Raw genomic sequence first — 24,553 nt, forward strand, 5'->3', positions numbered from 1 at the left:
TAAGGTATAGAACGCTCCGTGGAACGGTTATATTTCAACCCGCCCTGTTTTCCTGCGCTTACCGCTCGGGCCTGTCCGGGTTGTTCCGCTTCCGCTCAACACGTATTTCCTCCCGGCGCAGCTCTACATGCGTTGTGTTGTGCTCTTCCGTGCGCCGTTTGGTTACGTGAATTTCCTCTACCACCAGCAAACGCTTCTCCACCACCAGCACTTCTTTCAGCACCGGGATAATCATTTTGTCGCCTTCGTAGCGAACGGGTGGGGGAGGCGTGTCCACATATTGGTTGATCTCGATGCGTTCTATTTCCGCCTCTTCGTGTATGATGGGCAGATCCAGGTCTACGTTTTCCCGATGCACTTCTTTGGCGATATGCACCTGACCAGTTTCCCGTACTTCCGTGTCTACCCGCACTTGCTCCTCAATCACCGGTATGGTCTTATTGTACTCAACATCGACATCCAGCTTCTCGCGCTCGTCCTGGCCGTATTCATCCCGTATGTCACGTTCTTCCAAAGGGCTGCTGGACTGGCCTTCGCGTAGTTTCTCGTCGAATTCCGATTTAAGTTTGTCTGTTTTCTTGTTCATAGTTTGGGGCTGTATAAGTAGAGGCTGATTCATACCTGTTGCCTCTGTGTTCTACGTTTTTACGGGTAGGGTAAGGTATAGTTCCTGGCCTTCTGCTTGTTATGAGGCTTTCCTACATGCTATAAAAAAGTGAGGCAGCCATGCCATGGCTGCCTCCTGTCTCAACTTCACATCCTCTCCCTACATGTTTCGCGGTCCACCGGGTTTGTTACCAGGGTCGCGTAGATCGCGGTCTCTATCAGTATCCAGTTTGTCGATGTCCACATCGGTTTTGCGCACCGTGTCGCGGATGGTTTCGTCACGCTGTTCGGTGTGTTTTCTGATGTTGACCTCTTCCACCACGCGGGCCTCTTTGTTCACGATTGGCACCTCTGCGCGCTCTGTAATGTTAATCTCACCTTCCTTGAAATTCTGGAAGTCGCGTTCGGTGGCAGGTCGGTTCACTTTGTGGCGTTCCACGTCTACGTGCTCTTCCCGCAGACGCAGGTGCTCTTCAACCGGACGCTCTACAATGCGGCTCCTCATACGAACACCGCCTCGCTCTACCTCACGCTTTCCAACGTTCAGGCGCTCTTCCATGATCGGAATTGACTGGTTGGTGTCGCCGGTAACGCCGGTTCGTGTTTGGGTGGTGCCTTGTGGCGGTCTGTCCATACCAGCCTGCACATTGGTTTGTGTCGCGTGTTCGTCCACGTCCACGGCACCGCATGAGTCCAGTACTTCAGCTGCTCGTTCAGCTTCCTGGCGCGAAACAGCGTGTACGGTTACCACCCAACCTTTGCGGGCTGCCTGGGTATGTTTAGTGGCCTCGTCGTTCTGGCCGAACAGCGATCCGAAGAAACCACTCACGCCGTCGTTGTCCTTATTGGTTGTGCTGCCCACTTGCCTCGCCGAAACAGATGCAGGGTTAGCTATATCAACTTTATCACGGCCAATGTGGTGCGTGCTTTCCAGCTTTTGCACTGCGGCCTGTGCGTCTATACCCTCTTTAAAAATGCCTATTACGGTTTGTCGTTCCATAGCTTTATGTGTTAGATTGTACTGAGGAGTACTTTGGACTAAATGTCCTGGAGACTCCACCACCCAGGTTTTTTGCTCAGAAGAAGATTACATCACTTCGTTCCTGTTGCGTTGACAAGGCCTAGCCATTGCTTGAAAAAACAAACGCTATACCTGTAACTTTCTTTCTGGAACTCGTTTGATTTCATGAAGTGAAATCGTTAATCGTTTTTCTGATATATAGAATATATTGAATTAAAATATTTTTTAGTTATTAATTCGAATTGATAAAAATTTAAGATATATAAATATTACTTTTTAAATAATAAGCCTCTTTTTCAACTCCAGTTTTTTTACGGGCTGAATAATGATTGGTTATTGATTTCTTGAAATGGCAACACGCGTTTATCCTATATTTTAAACTAGTGTTATTGAGATACAGCGCCTAAAAATGGGACTGAGGAGGCGTAAGGCTATACCTGAGCACGAGCAATGTCAAGGACAGCGAAATGAAAAAATAATTGGGAGTAACGGAAGGTACCCTTGTCTCCGCAGCTTTACCTGATGGGTAATCTTCTTTTAGCCTCTGCATCGGCCAGGTCCATCAGCAGGGTATGCACTTTCTCCTGAAAGTCCAGCAGAGCCTTCGGGCCTCCTTCTTCCTGTTTCACGCGCTTCACTTCTTTACCATCTTTGTAAAATGTGGTGATCGTGGAGGGCATATCGCTCCAGTTGGTCAGGTAAGTGTCCCGCAGCGCGGTATAGTCTAGTTGTGAGATGTCCTGGCGAAGAGCTTCCAGTTGCCGGGGTGTGAGTGTAAAAGTCACCGAGTCTACCACCGGAACATCGCTATACCCGAAAAAGCGGATTGTGCCGTTTTCCAGAACAGTCGCCTCGTAAGAAGGGCACGTGCCCAGGCAAGGCGTTTTCTGGAAATGCAGCAGGGGAGCGACCGCTGCCTGGGCCCGATGGTTTTGGGCGGTACTGCAACTAGTTGACATCACCAAGCCCAAGCCAAGTCCGATCTTCAGTAGGTATAGCAGTGTGTCCATCGCGGTGTTTGTTACTGCCCCTCGGGCAGTTTACGGAATTCGCCATCTTCCAGCACGTAAGCAGCCGGCTCGCAGTAGGGGCATTCCACATAGTTGTGGGACGAGTCCGGCGGATTGACGATGAAGATGCGGCTATCCGGGCTAAACTGCGCGCCCGTGCTGCTCTGCAGCTTGTCGAGCACCTTGCCGCTCTGGCGGTCGACCACGTAATGCTCCTGGCAGGTGGTGCCACATCCAACTGTTACAACCGTATACCTGCCGGCAAAGTTGACGCCTTGTTTCAGGCCTTCCTGCAGTGCTGTCCGGAACTGGCGGGCATCGGCATGACTAGCTTCATCCAAAGGGGCCAGGCGCCCGCTGTAGGTTTCCTGCACCCGGAAAGCCTCGTCGCTCTGGTAAGCGTCCATCCGCAAGCGGTAGCGTTCGTACAATTCCGGGTTCTGTTCTACTTTGTCGGGTGCCTGCAGGGAGTCGCGCTGCAAGCTTTCTTCCAGCTTTGGGTGGGTACTGGCAAGGGTCTTCTCTTCGTCCGTCTGCTGCTGACAGGCGGTTCCTGAAAGCGCCATGAAGGCCAGGGTTGTCAGGAAATGGGCTAGGGTGTTCTTTCGCATGGTATCGATATAGGTATAGGACTATACGCAAAACAGCGAACCGGGTCAAACAAAAAAGCCCCGAACTGCTTCAGGGCTTTTTGTCAGGTATAGTAAGTACTATTTTTTCTTCACTTTCGGGTTATTGCGGCGCTCCTGCTCTTTTTCAGCGGCGGCACGCATGGCCTCCTGCATACGCTCGGTAAACGAAGGACCACCTGTTTTCTTCTTCTCCTTGCGCTTGTCGCGGTTCTCTTCCAGTTTGGTTCTGATCTTGCCTTCGTCTACAAACTTGCGCATGATCGCCATCTGGCCAAACGTTACCATGTTCGACACAAAGTAGTAGAAAGACAGACCGGCAGGGAAGGAGTTCAGCACGAACATGAAAATCACCGGCATCAGGTACATGTAGAACTTCATCGGGCCCTGCATCGACACGTTCATCTGGTTGTTGGACCAGGTATAGAGAATTGTGGAAGCCGTCATCAACAGTGTGAACATACTCACGTGGCTGCCATAGAACGGAATGGTAAACGGCAGGTTCACAAACACGTCGTAGGTCGACAGGTCATCCGCCCACAGGAAAGCCTCCTGGCGTAGTTCGATCGAGTTCGGGAAGAAGTTGAACATCGCAAACAGGATCGGGATCTGCAGCACCATCGGAATACAGCCGCTCAGCGGGTTCACGCCCATTTCGCCGTACAGCTTCATGGTTTCCATCTGCGTCTTCTGCATGTCGCCGTCGTTGCGCTCTTTGATGGCGTCAATCTCCGGTTTCAGCACCTTCATCTTCGCCATCGACATGTGCGACTTGTAGGTCAGCGGCAGGAGAATCACTTTGATGTAAAGCACCAGCAGGATGATGATGATGCCGTAGCTGGCAATGTAGTTCTCCAGGAAGTCGAAAGCCGGGATGATGATCAGTTTGTTCACCCACGAAAAAATGCCCCAGCCTAGGTCCAGGTTCTTGTTGAACTCGTTGCCCATGTGCTTCAGGATCTTGTAGTCGTTCGGTCCGAAGTAGTAGGTAAACTCGCCTTTGCCACTCAGCAGGTCAGCCGTCGGGATCAGGATCTGGGAGTTCAAGGTCTTTACCACTGCCGTATCAGCCGGATTGGTCACAGATTCCAGTTTGGCTCCGGCAAAAGTGTTGGTGGCAATAATGCCCGCCGTAAAGAAGTTCTGCTTGTTGGCCACCCACTTCATCGGCTCAGAGATCGTCTCTGTTTCTGTGCCTTCCGAAATAGACAGGTGATCGAAGCTTTCGTCCGCTGTGTAGTAGTTGATGGTCGACTTGGCGCGGTTTTGCGGCATGTCCTTTTCCAACTGCTTCAGCTTGTCGTTCCAGACCATGGTCACGGTGTTGCCGCTGATCTGGTTGTTCAATCCTTTGAAATCCAGTTTGTAGCCTACCTCAAAGCTGTTGTCGAACAAGGTATAGATCTGGTCGATGGTCTGGCCATTGCCCAGGTCGGCCCGGTAGGTGATGGTTTGCGCCGGCACATCGCCCACGTTCACCGTCTGCACTTCCGAAGGGGTGAAGAACAGGTCAGACAAACGGATGTTTTTGCCATCGTTCGTGGTAAACTCCACATCGGTGCGGCTGCTTTGCTTGTCGAAAAGCACCAGCGTGTTGCCCTTGTAGTCTTTGTAGTTTTTCAGGATCACTTCCTCTACCTGGCCGCCCTTACTGTTGAAGGAAACGGTTATGTTCTGGTTTTCGAGGGTAGTGGTGCTGGCCTGGCCGGTTGCCACTGCGCTGAAAGAACCCAGAGCCGCTGCGCGGCGCACCTGTGCCAGCGAGTCGTCCTCGGCCACAGCTGCAGGTCCTGACTGCACTTGTTCTACCTTGGCTGTCTGGTCAAATGCCGCTCTGTTGGTCTCTTCGCTCGTGCCCGAGAAGAAGAAGGAATAAGCCAGCAGGAGCACGGCAATCAATCCAAAGCCAATAGCTTGATTTCTATCCATTTAATAAAGATTGAATTGTAGGTTGGTTAATGCTTATTTAGATTTAGAGAAACTCATAGCCGCCTTCACAAATTTCACGAAGAGTGGGTGCGGATTCAGCACGGTGCTTTTCAGCTCCGGATGGTACTGGGCTGCCACAAACCACGGATGGTTCTGCAGCTCGATCACCTCTACCAGTCCCGTGTCCGGGTTAATGCCGGTTGCCATCATGCCTGCTCGTTCGTAATCGGCTAAGTACTTGTTGTTGAACTCGTAGCGGTGACGGTGGCGTTCCGAGATTTTGGCTTTGCCGTATATGGAGAATGCTTTTGAGCCCTTCTTTAGTTCACAGGTATAGGCGCCCAGTCGCATGGTGCCACCCATCTGGGTGATGTTTTTCTGGTCCTCCATCATGTCGATCACCGGGAACGGCGTATTCGGGTCCATTTCGGTAGAAGCGGCTCCTTCGAGGCCCAGCACATTGCGGGCGAATTCCACGGCAGCGCACTGCATACCCAGGCAGATGCCCAGGAATGGTATACCAGACTCCCGCACAAAGCGGATGGCCTCCAGTTTGCCCTTAAAGCCGCGCTCCCCAAAGCCAGGTGCTACCAGCACGCCGTCCATACCTCTCAGCAGGCTGGCTACGTTCTCGTCGCTGATGTTCTCGGACTGGAACCACTTAATGTTCACTTTGCACTCGTTGGCTGCCCCGGCATGCACAAACGACTCCACAATGGATTTGTAAGCGTCCGGCAGCTCCACATACTTGCCCACCAGACCGATGTTTACCTCGGCGGTAGGGTTCTTGAGGCGGCCCAGGAATTCTTTCCAGGTTTCCAGTTCCGGTTCGTTTCTGTGCGGCAGTTTCAGCTTGGCGATCACGCGCTCGTCGAGCTTTTCCTTGCGCATTAGCAGCGGCACGTCGTATATCGTTTCCGCATCGATCGACTCGATTACGGAGTTTTGCTTCACGTTACAGAACAGCGCAATTTTCTTGCGCAGGTCCGTTGGTATATGGTGCTCCGAGCGGCAAACCAGGATGTCGGGCTGCACACCAGCCTCTGACAGGTCGCGTACAGAATGTTGTGTTGGTTTTGTCTTCAGTTCGCCGGCCGCTTTCAGGTAAGGTACGAGCGTCAGGTGGATCACACAGGTCTCGTTCACACCCAGCTCCCAGCGCAGCTGACGTACTGCTTCAATAAACGGCAGCGACTCAATGTCGCCCACGCAACCACCAATCTCCGTGATCACGATGTCAAATTCGCCTGTTTGACCCAAAAGGAGCATGCGGCGCTTGATCTCATCTGTGATGTGGGGGACAACCTGCACGGTTTTGCCCAGGTAGGCGCCTTCACGCTCCTGCGTGATCACATGGTGATAAATGCGTCCGGTGGTCACGTTATTAGCCTGCGAGGTAGGCACGTTCAGGAAACGCTCGTAGTGGCCCAGGTCCAGGTCAGTCTCCGCGCCATCTTCGGTCACGAAACACTCGCCATGCTCATAGGGGTTGAGCGTGCCTGGGTCTATGTTGATATAAGGGTCGAATTTCTGGATTGTTACAGAGAATCCTCTTGCCTGCAGCAACTTAGCAAGAGAAGCGGAGATGATACCTTTACCAAGTGAGGAGGTAACGCCTCCTGTAACAAAAATATATTTAGCAGCCATAAGTTAGGTTAAACATTATGGGCTGTAAAGTTACGGGAATTATTTAATTTAACCGTACGCACAGGCATTGTTCTACTTTTTGCATAGGATATCTTAGTTAATATTCAAGAGGCAAATCAAATAAAAAGCCCCGGCTAAGCTAGCCGGGGCTTTCACTATAATAAAAACAGGAAATTTAACTTTTCGGATTTAGGATGTTGTCGATGCGCACCAGTGCGTCCTGCAGGTGGTACTTGGTCATCGAATCCGACGTCTTGGCGATCGAGGACCTGATCTGACCGCGCAGGGCAGTCAGTTCGCCGCGCACGATCGGACGGATATCCGACTGGGAAACCTTCACGGTGGTAACGCCTGCGAAAGCACGGGCGCTGGCCGGTACAGAAGGCTGCTCTTCTTTCATCAGGAACTCCATGCGGTCCAGGTAGCCACGCTGCAGGTTGCGGCGGTACATGTCTACCGTCTTGCCTGTCGCTACTTCGGACCATACGCCATTGCGCAGGTCGGCCATCATCTCCGGCAAGGTATAAGTCTTGGTACCAAGCGAAGCCTGTGCCTCCAGCAGGCGCTGCATACGGCCCGGCTCCAGTACGTTGTTCAGGATGTTCACCTGTGCCGTGCGAATACGCTCCAGTGCACCCACTGACTCGATTTTGCGCAGGATGTTCTGGTCCAGCATCCAGGTAGGAGTGGCCAGTCCCTGCTCGTTAAGGAACTTCATGGCGCGCTGCTGCTTCTCTTTCGGCACGGCAGCGTACACGTCGCCCTTCTGGTCGTAGGTCTTATAGTTCTCGTACACCCCGCCGATGTTCGCTGTTACGTGGCCCATGTAGCGATTCCACTGCCCCAGCACCTGGCCGTACATCTCCTGAAGGTCGTCGTAGTTCTTGTTTTCCTCCTTCGTCCACTCCATCAGGTTTGGCATGATGCGCTTCAGGTTGAGGATGCCGTAGTGGCTGGCCAGCATGGCGTCATCACCCAGGTCCTCGGTCTGCGAAGACGGGTCGATCGGGTTGCCCTGCTGACGGCCGAAGCGGTACATCGGGTCGTTTCCTTTTTCGACGATCCACTGCGACAGCTTGGCCACGTTGTCGTATCCGTTCATCTCCGGGAAATAGGTATAGCCCCACTTCACAGAATACTTGTCATACACGCCTATACCTGGCATCAGGGCCACGCCTTTGTCCTCCGGCTGTGCCACGTAGTTGAAACGGGCGTAGTCCATGATAGAAGGGGCGGTACCCATCTCTTTCGTGAACTTGGCATCACGCAGCTTTTCTACCGGGAAGGCGGCGCTGGAGCCCATGTTGTGCGGCAGACCCAGGGTATGGCCTACTTCGTGCGCCGACACAAAACGGATCAGCTCACCCATTACTTCATCCTTGAACTTGATGCTGCGGGCATCCGGGTTCACGGCGGCCGTCTGCACAAAGTACCAGTTGCGGAGCAGGTTCATCACGTTGTGGTACCAGCCAATGTGGCTCTCCAGAATCTCGCCGGAGCGTGGGTCGTGTACGTTCGGTCCGTAGGCGTTCTGTGTCTCAGAAGAGAAGTAGCGGATTACGGAGTAACGCGCATCTTCTGTGCTGAACTCCGGATCTTCCTCCGGGGTAGGTGGGTCTTTGGCAATGATGGCGTTCTTGAAACCGGCTGCCTCAAAGGCTTTGTTCCAGTCCTCCACACCTTGCTTCAGGTATGGGCGCCACTTCATTGGCGTAGCCGGGTCGATGTAGTACACGATTGGTTTGATCGGTTCCACCAGCTCGCCACGGGCGTAGGCTTCTTTATCTTTTGGCTCAAGTCTCCAGCGCACAATGTAGCGGCGCTTGGCTGCACGCTGCTCGTCCGTGCCGTAGTCGGTCTGCGAAAGCGTGAAGTAACCCACGCGCTCGTCGAAGCGACGGGCAGGCATCGGTACTTTTGGCAGGAGGAGCATGGAGTGGTTAAGTTCTACCGTGATCGTGCCGGCATTGGAGTTGGCAGGCGGATCAGTGGCTTCATAGGTCATCAGCGAGCGGGCCTCGATGTTGATCGGGAAGCTCTTGATGCTTTCTACAAAAGAGCGCTTGTCATCCAGGCGCTTCACTTTGTAAGACTCACGCTGGCGCTTGTTCAGACCAAGGGCCTGCACGTCTTTGGAGAAGAAGTCGGTTACTTCCACCACCGAAGCGCCGTTGTTCAGGGCTTTGATGTCGAAAGCCTGAATAACGGGGGCCAGGTTGGAGTTCTGTACGGAATGGAAAATCTCGAGCGTGTCGCTGGCTACGTTCTGGTAAGAGATCAGGCGCAGCAAAATGCGGTTCCCCTTCTTTTCCCAGCGAAGCATCTGGCGGTTGAGCTCCTCGCCGCCGTAGCCCAGGTTCGTGGCCGTTTTGGCAATGCGGCTCACCATGAGCATGTCGCGGTTCAGGAGCGTGTCCGGAATCTCGTAGAAGTATTTGTCGTCGATGCGGTGCACCTTAAAGAGACCTTCGTCGGTTACGGCGTTCGGGGTGATGACGCTGGCGTAGGGTTTTACACCGTTGTCATCTTTTTTCACGGCCGGGGCAGCCTGCGTTGTGGTGGCCTCCTGCTTGGCTTTTTTCTTCTTCTTTTTTTCCTTGCTTTGGGCAAAGGCAGGTGGTGCTACAAGCGCACCAGCCAGAAGCAGTGTAGCCAGCCGGGCGTAGCGTACATTTTTGCTCATAATAGGGTGAAAGATTAGGTTAAGGTTAGTTACTCACAACATACCTGTTTCAGGTATAAGATACAAGACTACACTAACCTTGAATGGTTTAATCGCGCAGGCAGGTATATCCTGATTTTGAGACATTAAGTCAGAACAGTGCTATAATTGCTAAACATATCACAGCAAAATGAGTAAAAATGAAGATGGGCTATACCTGTCTGACCCCTTCCCATTAAGTGCTTCGCCGCTTAAATCCTGACGTGCACCGTCCCTGCTTCTGACGCTCACTCTATCCAACGAAACGAACTGACAACATGCGAATATTACTTGTTATGGCCATTGTGTGGTGCATGGCTATTGCTATACCTGGGCATGAGGTGACCGCACAGGGACATAGCACCAAACACGGCACCGTAAACCTGAAAACATCCTGCGGCGAGCAGGCGCAGAAACGTTTTGACGAAGGCCTGGCGCTCATGCACCACATGATGTATGAGGAAGCCGCTCAAGAGTTCACCGCAGTAGCCGAGGCTGCACCTGACTGCAGCATGGCGCAATGGGGCATTGCCATGAGCTACATACACCCCCTGTGGGGCGAGCGCCCTACCGACGAGAACCTGGCAAAGGGACAGGCAGCCGTTGAAAATGCGCTGCAGCTCAGTAACCTGACTGAAAAAGAGAAAGCTTACATCGAGGCTGTGGCCCGCTTTTACGAAGACTGGGAAAATACCAGCTATGCCGACCAACTGAAGGCTTTTGAGGAAGGATATAAAAAGGTGCACGAAGCGTATCCGGATGAAGTGGAGGCGGCTGCATTTTACGCGCTAGGCCAGCTCGGCACGGCTCCGAAGACAGACAAAACATTTGCCACACAAAAAGAGGCCGGCGCGTTACTCGAGCAGCTGCACGCCAAGAACCCCGACCATCCGGGCTTGTTTCACTACATCATCCATGCCTACGATAATCCTTTGCTGGCTACCAAAGCCGTGAAGGTGTCGCGGGAATATGAGCGCATTGCCCCCGATGTGCCGCACGCCCTGCACATGCCCAGTCATATTTTCGTGCGTTTGGGACAGTGGACGGATGCCGTGGACTGGAACATTCGCTCAGCCGACGCTGCCCTCCGGATGTCGTCAAAGGACATGGTGTCCATGCACTACCCGCACGCCCTCGATTACATGGCCTACGGCTACCTGCAGCAGGGGCGCGACAAAAAAGCGAAGGAGGTAGTGGACAAAATGAAGAACGTGCCCGGCTATACCCCCACTTTCGCGACGGCCTACGCACTGGCTGCTATACCTGCCCGTCAGGCCCTGGAAAGAGGCAAGTGGGCCGAAGCCGCCAACCTGCCTGTCCGTTATCCCGAAAACTTTACCTGGTACAAATATCCGGGAGCCGAGGCCATCACACATTTCGCCAAAGGTATAGGTGGTGCCCGGTCCGGCAACACGACCGTGGCGGAAGATGCGATTGCCGCGCTGCACAAACTACAGACGCAACTGAGCAGCTCCGGCGACACCTACTGGGCCGCGCAGGCAGAAGCGCAGCAACTGTCGGTGCAGGCCTGGCTGGAGTATCATCGCGGAGACAAGAACAAGGCCTTGGCCATGATGCGGGAGGCGGCAGATAAGGAAGACGCGCTGGACAAACACCCCGTTACGCCGGGAGCGGTACTGCCCGCCCGGGAATTGCTGGGCGATATGCTGTTGCTGAGTAAAAAACCGGCAGAAGCGCTGTTGGCTTACGAAGCAAGCCTGAAGGTATCGCCCAAACGGTATAACAGTCTCTACGGGGCAGCCCTCGCCGCGGAAAAGGCAAAAGACAAGGAAAAGGCCAGGGCTTATTACATGGAGCTGCTGAAAACCGCTCCGGAAGCCGATGGGGATCGGGAAAGTTGGGCACAGGCCAAAAAGTTCGCAAGCAGGAAGTAGGGCAGACTAAAACTCGAGGGTCAGCTGGTAGCCCTCCATCTTATCGTGTTGGTAGAGGAGGGAGGAGGCCGTTATACCCAGGAGCCGCACCGGGTAGGCGGGCAACTGCGGTGTGCGCAGCAGGTCACGGGCTATGGTGAAGATGGCGTCGGCTGATTTGATCTCGCCTAAAAAGGTTTTGCTGCGGGTGGTTTGGTTGAAGTCGAAGTACTTGATCTTGACCGTGATGGTTTTGGCGGTGGCATGCAGTCGCTCCATGTCGTGCGCCACTTCTTTGGCCAATTTTTCCAGCTCGAGCAGCATCACTTCCTCTTCTGTGAGGTCTACTTCAAAAGTGCGCTCCGAGCCGATGGACTTGCGGATGCGGTGCGGCTGTACCTCGCGGTCATCCTGGGCGCGGGCGATGCGGAAGTAGTAGCGGCCCGTTTTTCCGAAGTTTCGCACCAGTTCCTCTTCCGATCTCGCGCGCAGGTCAGCACCGGTCAGGATGCCCATGCTCTGCATTTTGGCCGCCGTCACTTTCCCGATGCCGTAGAATTTCTCAATGGCCAGGGCCGCCACAATCTCTTCTGCCTTGTCGGGAGGGATCAAGGTAAAACCGTTGGGCTTGTTCATGTCCGAAGCGATCTTGGCCAGAAATTTATTGAAAGACACGCCCGCCGAAGCGGTGAGCCCGGTTTCCGCCTGAATTTTAGCCCGGATCTCGTTGGCAATGATAGTGGCGGAAGGCATGCCGATCTTGTTTTCGGTCACGTCCAGGTACGCCTCGTCCAGCGAAAGTGGCTCTACCAGGTCGGTATAGGAATAGAAAATCTCGCGTATCTGCCGGGAAACGGCACTGTATACCTCAAAGCGGGGTTTCACGAAAATCAGCTGCGGACAGCGCTGTGCTGCAATCTTAGAAGCAAGCGCTGAGTGCACGCCATACCTGCGCGCCTCGTAGCTAGCTGCCGCCACCACACCCCGGGCCCGAGACCCACCCACCGCCACAGGCTTTCCGCGCAGCTCCGGGTTGTCGCGCTGCTCCACAGACGCAAAAAAAGCGTCCATATCGATGTGAATGATCTTGCGGGTAGGCATGGTGCAAAGGTAGAAAGTAAAAAAGTTTGGGAGGTAGAAAGTTTAGGAGTTGAGGAGTTTGAGAGTTGGCAAGCGACAGCTTTGTAGGGACAGGTCTCGATCTGTCCGAATCGTGCATCGGTAATCGTTCATCGGCAATCGTTCACCGGCAATCCAATCAGAATCATGCAAGGGGCTATCTGACCGAATCTGCCAACCAACAATCAACGAACTCCAATCGTTTACCCATAAACAGCCATCAACAATTTAACCATCAACAATTAAACAATTTAACCTTCAACCATCAAAAGCTATGAAAGTACTATTTGTTTTGACTTCGCACGACCAATTGGGCGATACCGGCAAGAAGACCGGCTTCTGGGTAGAGGAGTTTGCTGCGCCATACTATACCTTGGCCGATGCCGGCGTAAAAGTGGACCTGGCTTCTCCCAAGGGCGGTCAGCCACCGATCGACCCGAAAAGCACGGAGAAGGATGCTCAGACGGAGGCCACCAGGCGTTTTTATGAAGACGATGACCTGCAGCACAGGCTTTCCCGCACCAAAAAATTGCAAGAGGTACGCGCCGATGACTATGACGCTATCTTCTTCCCGGGCGGTCACGGGCCGCTCTGGGACCTCTCTACCGATAGGGACTCAATCCGCTTGATTGAGGATTTTGCCAAGCAACAGAAACCCGTGGCCGCCGTTTGCCACGGGCCGGCTGCCCTGATGGAGGCCAAAGGCCCGAACGGGGAGGCACTGGTGAAAGGAAAGAAGGTGGCTGGCTTTACCAATACCGAGGAAGAGGCCGTGCAACTGACTAAGGTAGTGCCCTTTCTGGTAGAGGACCGGCTGCAGGAGCTAGGCGGTATCTACTCCAAAGCTGACGACTGGCAACCTTATGTGGTCACAGACGGCTTGCTGATCACGGGTCAGAACCCAGCCTCTTCCGAACCAGCGGCAGAAGCCCTGCTCAAAATGCTTAAAAAGGAGAAAGCGGCTTAATTTTTCTGTACAGCGTATACCTGACTATCAGTGTAGCGTGAAAATCCCACCCAATCCGAATTTGGAAACGGTGGGATTTTTATGTTAAGTAAAAATGGAATCACATACGTTATCCTCAGATTACTTGTACCCTCCAGAAGGTATAGCGCAAGCCTGGGTGAAACAAACAACCGCATGGTAGGGTTATTGATGTATATACAGTAATTTGCGATGGAAAAGAAATTATCCCTATGCGAAAGATAAAGAACCTACATAAAGCGGTGCACGCGCCCATGGGTGATCTGGTGACCTACCGCGCTATACCTACTCACTCGGTTGAGTACATTGACCCTTTCCTTTTCCTGAACCACCACGGGCCGCAGGTATACAAGCCCGGCAACCTGGGGCTTCCTTTTGGTCCGCACCCGCACCGGGGCTTCGAAACGCTGACTTTCATTCTGGACGGCGATATCATGCACCAGGATACGGGCGGCGGAGAGGATATCATCGAGGCGGGTGGCGTGCAGTGGATGACGGCCGGCAGTGGGCTGATCCATGCCGAGGTGTCGTCTGAAAAATTCAAGCAGGAGGGAGGGCCGCTGGAAATACTGCAGCTTTGGTTTAACCTGCCCGCCCGGTATAAGATGACTGTCCCAAAGTATATTGGTCTGCAGAAAGACCAAATCCCGGTGGTGGAACTGGACAACGGCAAGGTGCGGGTCAACGTGATCTCCGGTAGCTGGGGCGAAGTGCAGGCGCCTATCCAGAACCTGAGCGACATTCACATGGTGAGCATCGAGCTGCAGAAAGGCGGGGAGTTCATTTACAACGTTCCTTCGGAGCGCAACATCTTTTTTTACGTGGTGCGCGGCGCAGTTCAGGTGAACGGACAATCAGCGGAGAAACTTACCCTGGTGGAGTTCGAAAATGAAGGCAAGGAAGTAAAGGTTGAAGCAACGGAAGATGCCTACATCCTTTTCGGACACGCCCAGCCCTTCAACGAGCCTGTGGTATCGCACGGACCGTTTGTGATGAACACCGAGCAGGAGATAAGAGAAGCCTTCCGCGATTACCAGTTGGGTAAGATGGGAACCTGGGAAGGTTAAGAAAGGTAGAAAGTTAAAAAGTTTGGAAGTGTGAACCGATGTTATACCCTAACGTCGTGGGACAACGCAGCACAAAGGCAAGCTCGTAGGGACAGGTCGCGACCTGCCGAATCGTTCACCAAACTATAGTAGGAACTTATCCAGCCATTTATCTCAGATTTGAAAATCTTGAAAGCGCTTGAAGTTGCTGCAAGCGTTTATATCAGAATCAAAAACCTTTCTTGAAGGCAGAATCCTTAAGTTGTTTCAGGAAAGAGCAAGGCCGCAGGTATAGCAAGTACAAAAGAAAAGTGGAGCCGTCTTAAGCTCCACTTTTCTTTTACAGGTATAGATTTCGGGAAGGTATAGACTATCTTCCCCGCTTTGGTCCACCTTTTGGGGTGTCGCCTCTTCGGTTGTTGTTTTTTGGAGCGGCGCCTCTACTTGTTGCCGATTTTGGTGCAGGTTTCGATGAAGCTGGTCTGGAATTTCTAGCTGAACTGCCTGCCTCTGACTTAGGAGCGGCACTACGGTTACCAGTGCCTCTTCCTTTCCCTGCAGCAGTGCCGGGTCTGCCAGCACCAGCTCTGGAGGTACCAGCCCCACCTTTTGCGCCGGGGCGCTCGCCACGTGCCGGTCTGTCGTAGTTGCTATCGGAAGTTTTTCGGCTACTGGTACCTTTTCCACCGGGCACCAGACTGGTCAGACTTTTAACTTCCTGCGGTGTGAGCACGCGCCAGTGTCCGGATGGCAGTTTGGCTAAGGAGAAGTCTCCGAAACGCACCCGCTGCAGGTGGACTACTTTGTAGCCCAAGCTCTCGCACATGCGCTTCAGGTAATGGTCGGTGCCTGGTTTCAGTGTGATGCGGAAGCGCGTCTGTGTTTCTTTCGATACAGCGTTGTTCACCCGCTCTTCGCCAGGTATAGGAGCGCTGCCACCGCTTATCTTCTGCAGGAAATCGGCCGTGATCAGTTTGTCCACGGTCACGATGTACTCCTTTTCAAATTTATTGTCGGCACGTTTCACGCCGCGCACAAAGTCTCCGTCGTTGCTCAGGAAGATGATGCCTTCTGCCTCACGCTCGAGCATTGCAGTTGGCTCCAGGGTAGCCGGGAAATTGATGGCTCGCACCACATTGTCGCGTACCGCCATATCGGAGGTGGCCGACATGTTGGCGGGTTTGTTGAAAATCAGGTATACGGGCTGCTCCTGTTTCACGCGCAGCATCTCATCGTCGATGCGCACCTTATCCTTCGGTGTCACTTTGATGCCGGGGTCGGTCGGTATTTTGCCGTTCACCGTTACGCGGCCCTGTTCTATCAGCTCGTCTGCATCGCGGCGGGAGCAAAAGCCCGAGTCGCTGATGAATTTATTCAGTCTTTTTGGTTCCATGTTGTTCAGGGCGTTTGCGTCACCGGATATTGGTCACGCTTATGTACGCCAATCCTGTAAGAAGAAGCAAAATTACGGGAAAATATAGCTTTACCTACTTCTTTAAATCAACTGAATTAACCCAAGCCCTGCAGCTGCGGGAAGGTTATTCTTTTTCGAGGGCGTAAGGAGCCTGTCGCATCGAAACCACAAAGCCGATCACGCAGCCCACCAGGGCAGGAAGCACCCAACCCATACCAAGGCTATAGAGCGGCAGGTAGCGGGCGAACACGTCGCTGATGCTCAGTTCAAACCCGGCAGCGCTCAGGCCTTCCACCACGCTCACAATGCCCGTCAGCAGCACCGACCAGGTATAGACGGCGTTTCTGTTGCGAAGCAGGGAACCGAATAGCGTCAGCACGATCAACATGATCACCATCGGGTAAATGGCCACCAGCACAGGTATGGAGAACGAGATGATCTGCGTCAGGCCCACGTTGGAAATCAGGGCGCTCACGAGCGTCAGGCCGAGTACGTAGTGTTTGTAGGCAATAGAGGGGCGCAGCTTATGGAAAAAGCTGGCGCAGGCCACCACCAGTCCGATGCTGGTCGTAAGGCAGGCGAAAATGATGGCCACGCTCAGGATCAGGCTACCCGATACCCCAAACTGCAGGTTAGAAATCCGGCTGATGATCTGTCCTCCATTTTCGAGGTGACCTAGTGCCTGCACGCTGGTAGCACCGGAATAGGCCAGTCCTACATAAACCAGGGCCAGGCCAGCCGCCGCTATCAGTCCTGCTGTGGTACAAATCTTTGCGATCTGCCTGGTGCTGTCCACCCCTTTGGAACGGATGGCGTTGATCACGATCAGGCCAAATATGAAGGAGCCGATGGTGTCCATGGTCAGGTAACCTTCCTGAAAGCCCTTGAAGAAGGGAGCGTTCTCATAGGCTGCCAGCGGACTTGAGATTTCTCCCAGCGGAGAGATGATGTTGATAGCCAGCAGAAAGGCCAGGATGATAAGCAGCACCGGCGTCAGCACCTTTCCAATGGTGTCTACTATCTTGCCGGGGTTGAGCGCCAGCAGGTAAGTGACCGTGAAATATACGATGGAGTAAATCAACATGCTCCACGAAGAAGCTTTCAGACCCTCAGACAGGAAAGGGGAGATACCGATCTCATAGGATACGGTGCCGGTACGCGGCACTGCAAACAACGGACCGATGGTGAGGTAGATCACAACCGGGAAAATAAGGCCGAAAACAGGGTGCACCTTGGCCGAGATGGACTGCACGTCTTCGTTCTTGGACATGCCGATGGCAACAACGCCCAGCAGTGGGAGCCCAACGCCTGTCATCAGGAAGCCGACAATGGCAGGTATAAGTTCAGTGCCAGCAGCCTGACCAAGAGACAATGGAAAAATGAGGTTGCCTGCGCCGAAGAAAATGGCAAATAGCATCAGGCCAATAAAAAATGTTTCTTTAAAAGAGAGGGTACCTGCTTTCACAATATTCTATGATCCGTGAGAGAATAATTTTAATTGTAATGCAATTAAATATCCAAACCGGCAAAATCCTACATTTATCTTGTGTTTAGTTCTAAATGCCTGAGAATGTGCCCTATCTCCAAGCGTTCCACCAAAGCCCTGAAGACTTTCTCCGTATCTGTTGTTACTCCGGGATAAAAATTAAGGAATCGTTATATTTCTTTTTTATTATTGAGTGCAAAACCGAAGACTGCACATCCAGGCTCCGATCAGGCAATACTATACCTATATGAATAAACTTTTACTTGTGATTTTTTGCTGTCTCGCTTCGCTACAACTCCATGCCCAGATTCAGTGGGGACATCAGATCGGGGTAACGGGGAGAAATAACGTCGATAACCATATAATTGATAAGGATGGAAACATCATTGCGGTAGGGCACTTTGAAAGAACCATCACCCTGGGGAGCCATACGCTGACCAGCCAGGGAAGCGACGACATGTTTTTGTACAAAGCAACCCCGACGGGACAAGTGCTTTGGGCCAAAACAATGGGTGGTCCACATTCAGATGGTACGATGGGGGTAGCTACAGATAAGCTGGGCAACCTATACGTAGGCGGCGTATTTATTGATGAACTGGTGTTGGATGGCAAGATTATACTGAAGGGAGAAGGTGTTTTCAACACTTTCATCGGTAAGTTTGACCCGAACGGGCAACTCCTGTGGTCCAAGGGGGTAATCACCAAAGAACAATATGCCTCAGCAGAGTTAAGGGGTGTGATCACTGCAAGTCCGGAAGGTGAAGTGGTGTTACCTGTACAGTTCTGGGGCAAAGTTCAGTTCGAAAATCAGCAATTCCAGAGTCAGAACCAAAGAGGGAACGATCTTCTGTTGATCAAGCTAACTTCTGCAGGTCAGGTGACGTTCGTTTCCCGATCCTTCCACAATGGCAGCGTTTTCCCCCGCGAAGTGAAGCTGGATGAGGCAGGGAATATTTATATGACAGGGGCTTACATCGGGACGTACAAAATAGGGAGTCTCAGCATCGCGACAGGCCCCGAATCGCATGATGACATTTTTGTGGCAAAGTTTGACAAGCAGGGGCGCCCGCTCTGGCTTAAGGGATTCAATAATTCCATCGGACTGCTGAGTAGTGCTGGTGCAAGTCTTGAAATTGATCCCAAAACAAAAAATATATACCTGGCGGGCTCATTCAAAGGCAGGGTTGATTTTGATGGCATCGTATTAGAAGAATCAGGCATGGTTGAATTTTCGGGAGTGCCGGCAGATATCTTTCTGGCCAGTTTAACTGAAAATGGCAAGGTGGTCTGGGCCAAAAGCTTTGGAGGTGAGGGGCATGATTTGGGAAGAGACATAAAACTGCTCCCTTCCGGCGGTCTTGTTCTGGCAGGGGCCTGGGACTTCAAACCATTTGTACAGTATTTTGACCTGGCAGGAAACCCAGGAGAGCGCATCCACCTGAATGCCGGTGGGGTTGCTGATAATATTACCCTTGCGGGGAATGGTGCCTTTTACCTCTCGGGGCAGTTCTGGGGACCGCTCCGGGCTGAGCACATCAACTGGTATGGCCGCGGAGAAACCAATGGTTTCCTGATGAAGTTCGACCCATGCGCTACCAAATTTACGGCCGCTGGCAGTACCTTTAAAACCTACAACGTCATCACCCCGAACGGAGACGGCAAGAACGACTATTTTGTGCTCGACCCTGCCATAGCGGGAGCCAAACTGCAGATTTACAACAGGTGGGGCAGCAAGGTATACGACAGCAACCACTACACCAACGACTGGAGCGGCACCGGCCTTCCAGAAGCTGTCTACCACTGGGTGGCCACGCACGGCTGCGCCGGCACCTTGAAAGGCACCGTGACCATCATCAGGTAAACACAGGGTTACTTCAGGTATAAATTTTATTGCAGCAGGAACTGGTTGATTTAGTGGTGTTTGGATTTTGTACTGAGCCAGATTCCTATACTTGCTATATCCAGGTTTGAAACCATTTATCCCCGGTCAGGCTTATATAGTCAAATACCCGTAGCAAAGCCCATATGCTGGAATACTCTATGTTCGAAAGGCTCCCGTACCGGAGCCAGCGCGAAGCCCTGAAAAAAGAAGGCACGCTCATCGCGCAGCGTCAGGTAAACGGGTATACAATCCGGCTTTACACAATAGGACATACCTTTGTGGAGGTATGGACGGGCACAGAGGCGGAAGTGGTGACGACGTTTAAGAAAAGCGCCAACGTAATGGCTGTATTGGAACCTTATATTGCTGATATGGAGCCGATCAATTGGATGGGGGAGAACGAGATTTGAGTCCAGCGGGTATAAAAAGATATTGGTTTAAATAGAAAAGGGAAGGCAAAATGCCTTCCCTTCTTTTTTGCCGGTTATGCCATACCTTTAGCTATACCTGCTCCAGCGCCGGAGCTTCCTGCATGTAGCGCTCAAAGCTATCGTCCATCTCGTCGAGCCAGCGAGTGTGGTGCTGGGCGGCTGGCGTGCTCGTCATCACCGAGGTATAGGTTTTGTCGCGGTAGCGGAGAATGTCCTCTTCCTTGTCGATGAGCCACTGCTTGAAAAGGGCGGCCACTTTGTCCAGGTCAATCTCCGGATAGTCGGTCATGTTCATGAGCTCGCGCACGTAAGCCGTCTGGAAGTCAATTTCATCATCGTGATTTTGGTTGGCGGCCGCCTTGCTCAGCCACAGGTCGATGTTCGCTTGCCTTTCCTTTTTGCCCGGCAGCTGAATTTCCCTTGAATGACGTCGCGCGCGTACCAGGCCTGCACATCAAACATGTTGAAGGTATAGTACTGGTCCTGCATGCCCAGGTAGATGAGCTGCGGCAGCTCGTTAAAGAAGACACCCTTGTAGATTTTGTCCGGGTAGAGGCAGTTTTTGGTCTTCAGGCGCAGCTCGTCGGGCAGGTAAGGGAATTTATGCTGGTAGCCGGTGCACATCACCACCGCATCGAAACGCTCCTGCGTGCCGTCGCTGAAGTGGGCAACCTCTCCCTCGAAATGGGTGAGCAGAGGTACTTCCTTCATGCCCTCCGGCCAGTCCATGCCGATGGGATTGCTGCGGTAGCTCAGGGTAACCGAGCGGGCACCGTGCTTGTAGCTCTGCACGCCAATGTCCTCGGCCGAGTAGCTGCTGCCGATGAGCAGCACATCCTTGTCTTTGAAAATATCGGCTCCACGGAAATCGTGTGCGTGCATGATCAGGCCCGGGAACTCTTCTATACCTTCAAAATAGGGCATGTTTGGGGTGGAGAAGTGGCCGGATGCCACGATCAGGTAATCGAACTCCTCGGTATAGGTCTTGTTATGGGCCAGGTCTTCCAGCACCACCGAGAACTGTTGCGTGTCCTCCTTGTACTCCACCCAGCGGGCGGTGGTGTTGAAGCGGATGTAGTCGCGCACGTTGCACTTGTCTACACGGCCCTGGATGTAGTCGAAAAGCACCGGCCGGGGCGGGTAAGAAGAGATAGGTTTGCCAAAGTGCTCATCGAAGGTATAATCCGCAAACTCCAGGCACTCCTTCGGCCCGTTTGACCACAGGTAGCGGTACATGCTGCCGTGGATGGGCTCGCCGTACTGCCCCACGCCGGTGCGCCAGGTATAGTTCCAGAGGCCACCCCAGTCCGACTGCTTCTCAAAGCACACGATCTCAGGTATGGCCTCGCCTTTCATTTCTGCTGATTTAAACGCGCGTAGCTGCGCCAGACCACTGGGGCCGGCTCCGATGATTCCTACTCTTATTTTCATATATACTTTAAATTGGTAAATGCAAAGTACAAAAAGTTGCCTTGAGATATGATCCAAAGTTGATGGTTTCTGTGATCGGAAAAATTACAATTCCAAATTGCCGCGCAAAGGGTAAACCTGCTGGGCGGAAATCAGAAAGGGGTGCAGGAAGTATAAAAAAAGGCGTTGGAATGGATGCCTTACAAAAGAAGCCGCCTGGGCTGAACTATACTAACAAAGCGCCCTTCTAAAATATTCATATCTCTATATGTCAGAATGCTTGTTTTGCAAAGATACGGAATCTAACGGAATAATTATAATATTGCTTTCAAGGTATAGCTTGAAGGTATGGATGAAAGTAAGATTGAGTAAGTGGAAACTCTAAATTGTACCATCACTTCGGTAGCTCGATCGGTTGGACTTTAGGCAGTATTTTATTTTGGGAATAAAGCGATTGTGAGGTTACGGGCATCTTGTGTAGTAGGCTTGCATCCAAAGTTTTAGATGTTGCAAAAGATGGCGTCGGTAGAGCTGGTGTTGACTTGGATTAAAAGGCAAAGCCTGTGATGCAGGTATGTGGAACCTGACTAGCTGATAAAAAAATAAAAAAGCGGGCAAATAAGATGGATAGGCTGAGGTATAAAAGTCACTAGTCCAGCAGCTGTCTGAGCATCCACTAAAAATAAACCCGCCCCTTCAAAGCGAAGGAGCGGGTTAGGTATACTTGTCTTTTGGGGTTTACTCACACCCCATAGACTCGCCGCTTCCGATCGGGGCGCCAGGGGGCAGGCTGAGTGGTTTTGTCGGTTTTACTTCCTCGGGTTTTTCCATACGGGCCAACGCGAACTCCAGGTGGGCTTTGTAGCCGGCATCGCGGGTGCGTTTAGCCTGACTGGTGGCGTGCTGCTTGATGTCGGCTAGTGCGCTGGTGGCCATGGCGCGTGCCTGGTAAGAAGCGTTCTCTTCCTGGGCCAAGGCCATTAGGTGCGTGAGCACGGCTTGTTCGGTTTGCAGCTGTACCTGACCGGCCAGTCCGTCCTGTCGCCTGCTCTTCCAGGTCTTTTCGATCAACTGGCTGGTGACGTCCTGCAAAGCCAGTGTGTTGTGACGTGCTCCGAACTCGACTAGCCGTGAGGCGCGCTCCGGATGCAGCAGGAAGGAGAGCGAGAACTCAGCAGAGGCCTGCGCTGCCGCCAGTGGATCGAAGGTGAGGCCTGTTCTTTTGATGAACAGCTCGCGGTTGTTTCCCAGACCAGGCGCGCGTGGCGGTATCAGGCTGATAATGTGTTCCGGCAGTGTCAGCACCTCCGGTGAAAGGGTCCGCAGCATGGCGTCCAGGGCTTTCTGCTGCTCCTTTTTATCAAGCACCTCAGTCACCACTTGTTTGTCGCCGCGCAGGGCGTAGGTATAGCGCATGCCCCCGATCAGCTTGGCCGCCGCCTCGGTCTGGTAGCGGTGGAAATTGTAGATCGGCACCAGCACATCTTCCAGCGTACTCATCGGTGCGCCTGGTTTAATATTCTTTTCAGAGAAATTCTGCAGCGCTTTGCGACGTACATCGAGCACGCGATTCAACTCATCTGTTGCATTTGTGCCATTGTCCCACAGGTGGGCGGTGGGGTGCGCGCCACCGGGAGAGCGGGCGTCCGTGTCAGAAATAAAGGTTAGCCCCTGTACGCGGCCCTGCGCCAGCAGCTCGTCCAGTGCTTTTTTCTCGTTGGTGCCTTTCGGAAATTCCTGGTAGCCGTAGGCCACGGCCAGTTTGTCCCAGGCGCCAATACCTGTGCCGTAGGCTTTGCTGATGTTGATGTTGCCAGCCCGGTCCAGCTGCACCTGCGGGTGCGGGTAGTCCATCACGGAGGCATTGTTGTTGGCGTCGTAGTTGTGCATGATGCCCAAGGTATGGCCCAGCTCGTGGGCCGACAACTGCCTGATGCGGGCCAGGGCCATGTCCATCATCGCCTTGTTTTCGGGCTTTCCGTCTTCATAAGGTGCCAGCAGTCCCTCGGCAATCAGGTAATCCTGGCGCACGCGCAGCGAACCCAGCGATACGTGTCCTTTGATGATCTCGCCGGTGCGTGGGTCGATGACAGAAGCACCATAGGACCAGCCGCGCGTGCTGCGGTGCACCCACTGGATCATGTTGTAGCGCACATCCATCGGGTCGGCCGTGTCAGGCAACACCTCTACGCGGAAGGCATTCTTATACCCGGCTGCCTCAAAGGCCTCGTTCCACCAGCGGGCACCGTCGAGGAGGGCTGAGCGAATGGGCTCGGGCGCCCCGTTGTCCACGTAGTACACGATCGGCTTCACGGCTTCCGACACGTTGGCCGCAGGGTTCTTTTTCTGCAGCCGGTGGCGGGCTATGTAGCGTTTTTCAATGTTTTCGTTCACTGGCGTGGCATAATCGAAGTATGAGATGCCAAAGTAGCCGGCGCGCGGATCGGCCTCGCGTGGGTTATAGTTGTTGTCGGGTAACTCTATGAAAGAGTGATGTTGGCGCAGGGTGACGGCCTGTGGGTTAGGGGCCACGCTGCGCACCAAAGAACCGCCGTTGTCGCTGGTAAAGGTGAGGGTAGCTTCGAACTCCGTGTTTTTCGGGAAGTTCTTGGTGCGTGGCAGGTATAGGGCCGAGCGGCTGGCATCGAGGCGATAAGTGCCCTGACCCGCCCGCCGGATACTCCCGATCACATCGTGGGCGTCCTGCAGCAGAAAGTCCGTGGCGTCTACTAGTAACCGTTTCCCGTCCGCTGCTTCTACCTTAAACCCCCAGAGTACCGATTGCGCAAAAGACTCTTCCACGGCGCGGGCTTCGTTTTGATTGTTGGTGATGGCTCTGTAGCGCAGGTTCGGCTGTACCAGCAGTACTTTAGGCCCCACTTTCTTGAAGGACACAATGCGCTGGCCTCCCAGCTGCCCGCGGTCGAGCCCGATGTCGTTGGAGCCCAGTCCGCCCGGCAGCGAGTTCACATACAGAAAGTCTTGGTCCAACTTGTCTATCTCGAGCCAGATCTTGCCGCTTTGCTCATCCCAGTAGAAAGGGAAATAGCCATTGAATTTCTTCATGCCGGCCGTTTTGGAGGAAATGCCGGGCAGTGATTGAGCTGCGGCGTTACCAATCAGAAGCAGCGACAGGAACAGGAGAAGAAAGTGTTTCTTACAGGTCAATGTCATAAGGTTTGGTATAGGGTGATGGGGTATATGCAGGCTTAAGTTACGCATTTCAGGTATAGGTTCCCGAAAATATAGTGTAAATTGCATGAAACGAAAACCTGGTCTGAAACTTACAACTTTAAGCGCTCAGGTCAGTACATATTCTCTAAGTGCTCATTGAGCAGAACACGTACAAACCAAAACTATCAT

Annotated in this window: 18 protein-coding genes; 5 read left to right on the plus strand and 13 right to left on the minus strand. The window is 53.0% G+C overall.

What is annotated here, in order from left to right:
• Positions 1-58: 58 nt before the first annotated feature.
• The 7 genes from B0B12_RS01930 to B0B12_RS01960 all read right to left on the minus strand — a co-directional run bounded on the left by B0B12_RS01930 (position 59) and on the right by B0B12_RS01960 (position 9,525).
• Positions 59-586 carry a YsnF/AvaK domain-containing protein gene (locus tag B0B12_RS01930; RefSeq protein ID WP_083704053.1) on the minus strand — a complete coding sequence of 176 codons (528 nt, stop codon included), beginning with the start codon at positions 584-586 and terminating at the stop codon, positions 59-61.
• 180 nt (positions 587-766) lie between these two features.
• Positions 767-1,606 (minus strand): YsnF/AvaK domain-containing protein, encoded by an 840-nt coding sequence (locus tag B0B12_RS01935; RefSeq protein ID WP_076665816.1) that lies wholly within the window; start codon positions 1,604-1,606, stop codon positions 767-769.
• A gap of 536 nt (positions 1,607-2,142) precedes the next feature.
• Positions 2,143-2,637: a DUF6438 domain-containing protein gene (locus tag B0B12_RS01940; RefSeq protein WP_076665817.1), complete on the minus strand. Its 495-nt coding sequence runs from the start codon at positions 2,635-2,637 to the stop codon at positions 2,143-2,145.
• 11 nt (positions 2,638-2,648) lie between these two features.
• Entirely contained in the window at positions 2,649-3,248 is a 600-nt protein-coding gene (locus B0B12_RS01945) for a hypothetical protein (protein ID WP_076665818.1), read from the minus strand.
• Between the two features lie 99 nt (positions 3,249-3,347).
• Complete coding sequence (gene yidC, locus B0B12_RS01950) at positions 3,348-5,195, minus strand: membrane protein insertase YidC (protein ID WP_076665819.1); 1,848 nt, start codon at positions 5,193-5,195, stop codon at positions 3,348-3,350.
• A gap of 33 nt (positions 5,196-5,228) precedes the next feature.
• Positions 5,229-6,842, minus strand: coding sequence for a CTP synthase (locus B0B12_RS01955; protein WP_076665820.1), 1,614 nt, complete (start codon positions 6,840-6,842; stop codon positions 5,229-5,231).
• 175 nt (positions 6,843-7,017) lie between these two features.
• A complete protein-coding gene (locus B0B12_RS01960) occupies positions 7,018-9,525 on the minus strand; it encodes a zinc-dependent metalloprotease (protein ID WP_076665821.1) in 2,508 nt (835 codons plus the stop codon).
• A gap of 296 nt (positions 9,526-9,821) precedes the next feature.
• Here B0B12_RS01960 and B0B12_RS01965 point away from each other — a divergent pair, with 296 nt between their 5' ends.
• The gene (locus tag B0B12_RS01965) at positions 9,822-11,438 is read left to right on the plus strand and encodes a tetratricopeptide repeat protein (protein ID WP_076665822.1); all 1,617 of its coding nucleotides are present in this window, start codon (positions 9,822-9,824) and stop codon (positions 11,436-11,438) included.
• Between the two features lie 6 nt (positions 11,439-11,444).
• On the opposite strand, the gene dinB is transcribed toward B0B12_RS01965, so the two are convergent.
• Positions 11,445-12,518, minus strand: a complete 1,074-nt coding sequence (gene dinB, locus B0B12_RS01970) for a DNA polymerase IV (protein ID WP_076665823.1) — start codon at positions 12,516-12,518, stop codon at positions 11,445-11,447.
• A gap of 292 nt (positions 12,519-12,810) precedes the next feature.
• On the opposite strand from dinB, the gene B0B12_RS01975 reads away from it, so the two are divergent.
• Positions 12,811-13,503, plus strand: coding sequence for a type 1 glutamine amidotransferase domain-containing protein (locus B0B12_RS01975; RefSeq protein ID WP_076665824.1), 693 nt, complete (start codon positions 12,811-12,813; stop codon positions 13,501-13,503).
• A 230-nt stretch (positions 13,504-13,733) separates the two neighbouring features.
• Positions 13,734-14,588, plus strand: coding sequence for a pirin family protein (locus B0B12_RS01980; protein WP_076665825.1), 855 nt, complete (start codon positions 13,734-13,736; stop codon positions 14,586-14,588).
• A gap of 349 nt (positions 14,589-14,937) precedes the next feature.
• On the opposite strand, the gene B0B12_RS01985 is transcribed toward B0B12_RS01980, so the two are convergent.
• Together B0B12_RS01985 and brnQ are read right to left on the minus strand one after the other, a co-directional pair.
• A complete protein-coding gene (locus B0B12_RS01985; protein WP_076665826.1) occupies positions 14,938-15,960 on the minus strand; it encodes a S4 domain-containing protein in 1,023 nt (340 codons plus the stop codon).
• Between the two features lie 145 nt (positions 15,961-16,105).
• Positions 16,106-17,446, minus strand: a complete 1,341-nt coding sequence (brnQ, locus tag B0B12_RS01990; protein ID WP_076665827.1) for a branched-chain amino acid transport system II carrier protein — start codon at positions 17,444-17,446, stop codon at positions 16,106-16,108.
• Positions 17,447-17,714: 268 nt separating this feature from the next.
• Between brnQ and B0B12_RS01995 the strand changes: the two genes are divergently transcribed.
• A complete protein-coding gene (locus tag B0B12_RS01995) occupies positions 17,715-19,328 on the plus strand; it encodes a T9SS type B sorting domain-containing protein (RefSeq protein ID WP_076665828.1) in 1,614 nt (537 codons plus the stop codon).
• Positions 19,329-19,492: 164 nt separating this feature from the next.
• A complete protein-coding gene (locus B0B12_RS02000; RefSeq protein WP_076665829.1) occupies positions 19,493-19,759 on the plus strand; it encodes a hypothetical protein in 267 nt (88 codons plus the stop codon).
• Positions 19,760-19,850: 91 nt separating this feature from the next.
• Here the strand turns inward: B0B12_RS02000 and B0B12_RS20495 are convergent, their stop codons facing one another.
• From B0B12_RS20495 to B0B12_RS02010, 3 genes are all read right to left on the minus strand, one after another.
• The gene (locus B0B12_RS20495; protein WP_212564600.1) at positions 19,851-20,075 is read right to left on the minus strand and encodes a hypothetical protein; all 225 of its coding nucleotides are present in this window, start codon (positions 20,073-20,075) and stop codon (positions 19,851-19,853) included.
• 68 nt (positions 20,076-20,143) lie between these two features.
• Positions 20,144-21,211: an NAD(P)-binding domain-containing protein gene (locus tag B0B12_RS02005; protein WP_212564601.1), complete on the minus strand. Its 1,068-nt coding sequence runs from the start codon at positions 21,209-21,211 to the stop codon at positions 20,144-20,146.
• Positions 21,212-21,928: 717 nt separating this feature from the next.
• On the minus strand, positions 21,929-24,364 hold the full coding sequence (locus tag B0B12_RS02010) for a zinc-dependent metalloprotease (RefSeq protein WP_076665830.1): 2,436 nt from the start codon (positions 24,362-24,364) through the stop codon (positions 21,929-21,931).
• Positions 24,365-24,553 lie beyond the last annotated feature (189 nt).

This window comes from Pontibacter indicus, from assembly GCF_900156345.1.
Classification (GTDB): Bacteria; Bacteroidota; Bacteroidia; order Cytophagales; family Hymenobacteraceae; genus Pontibacter; species Pontibacter indicus.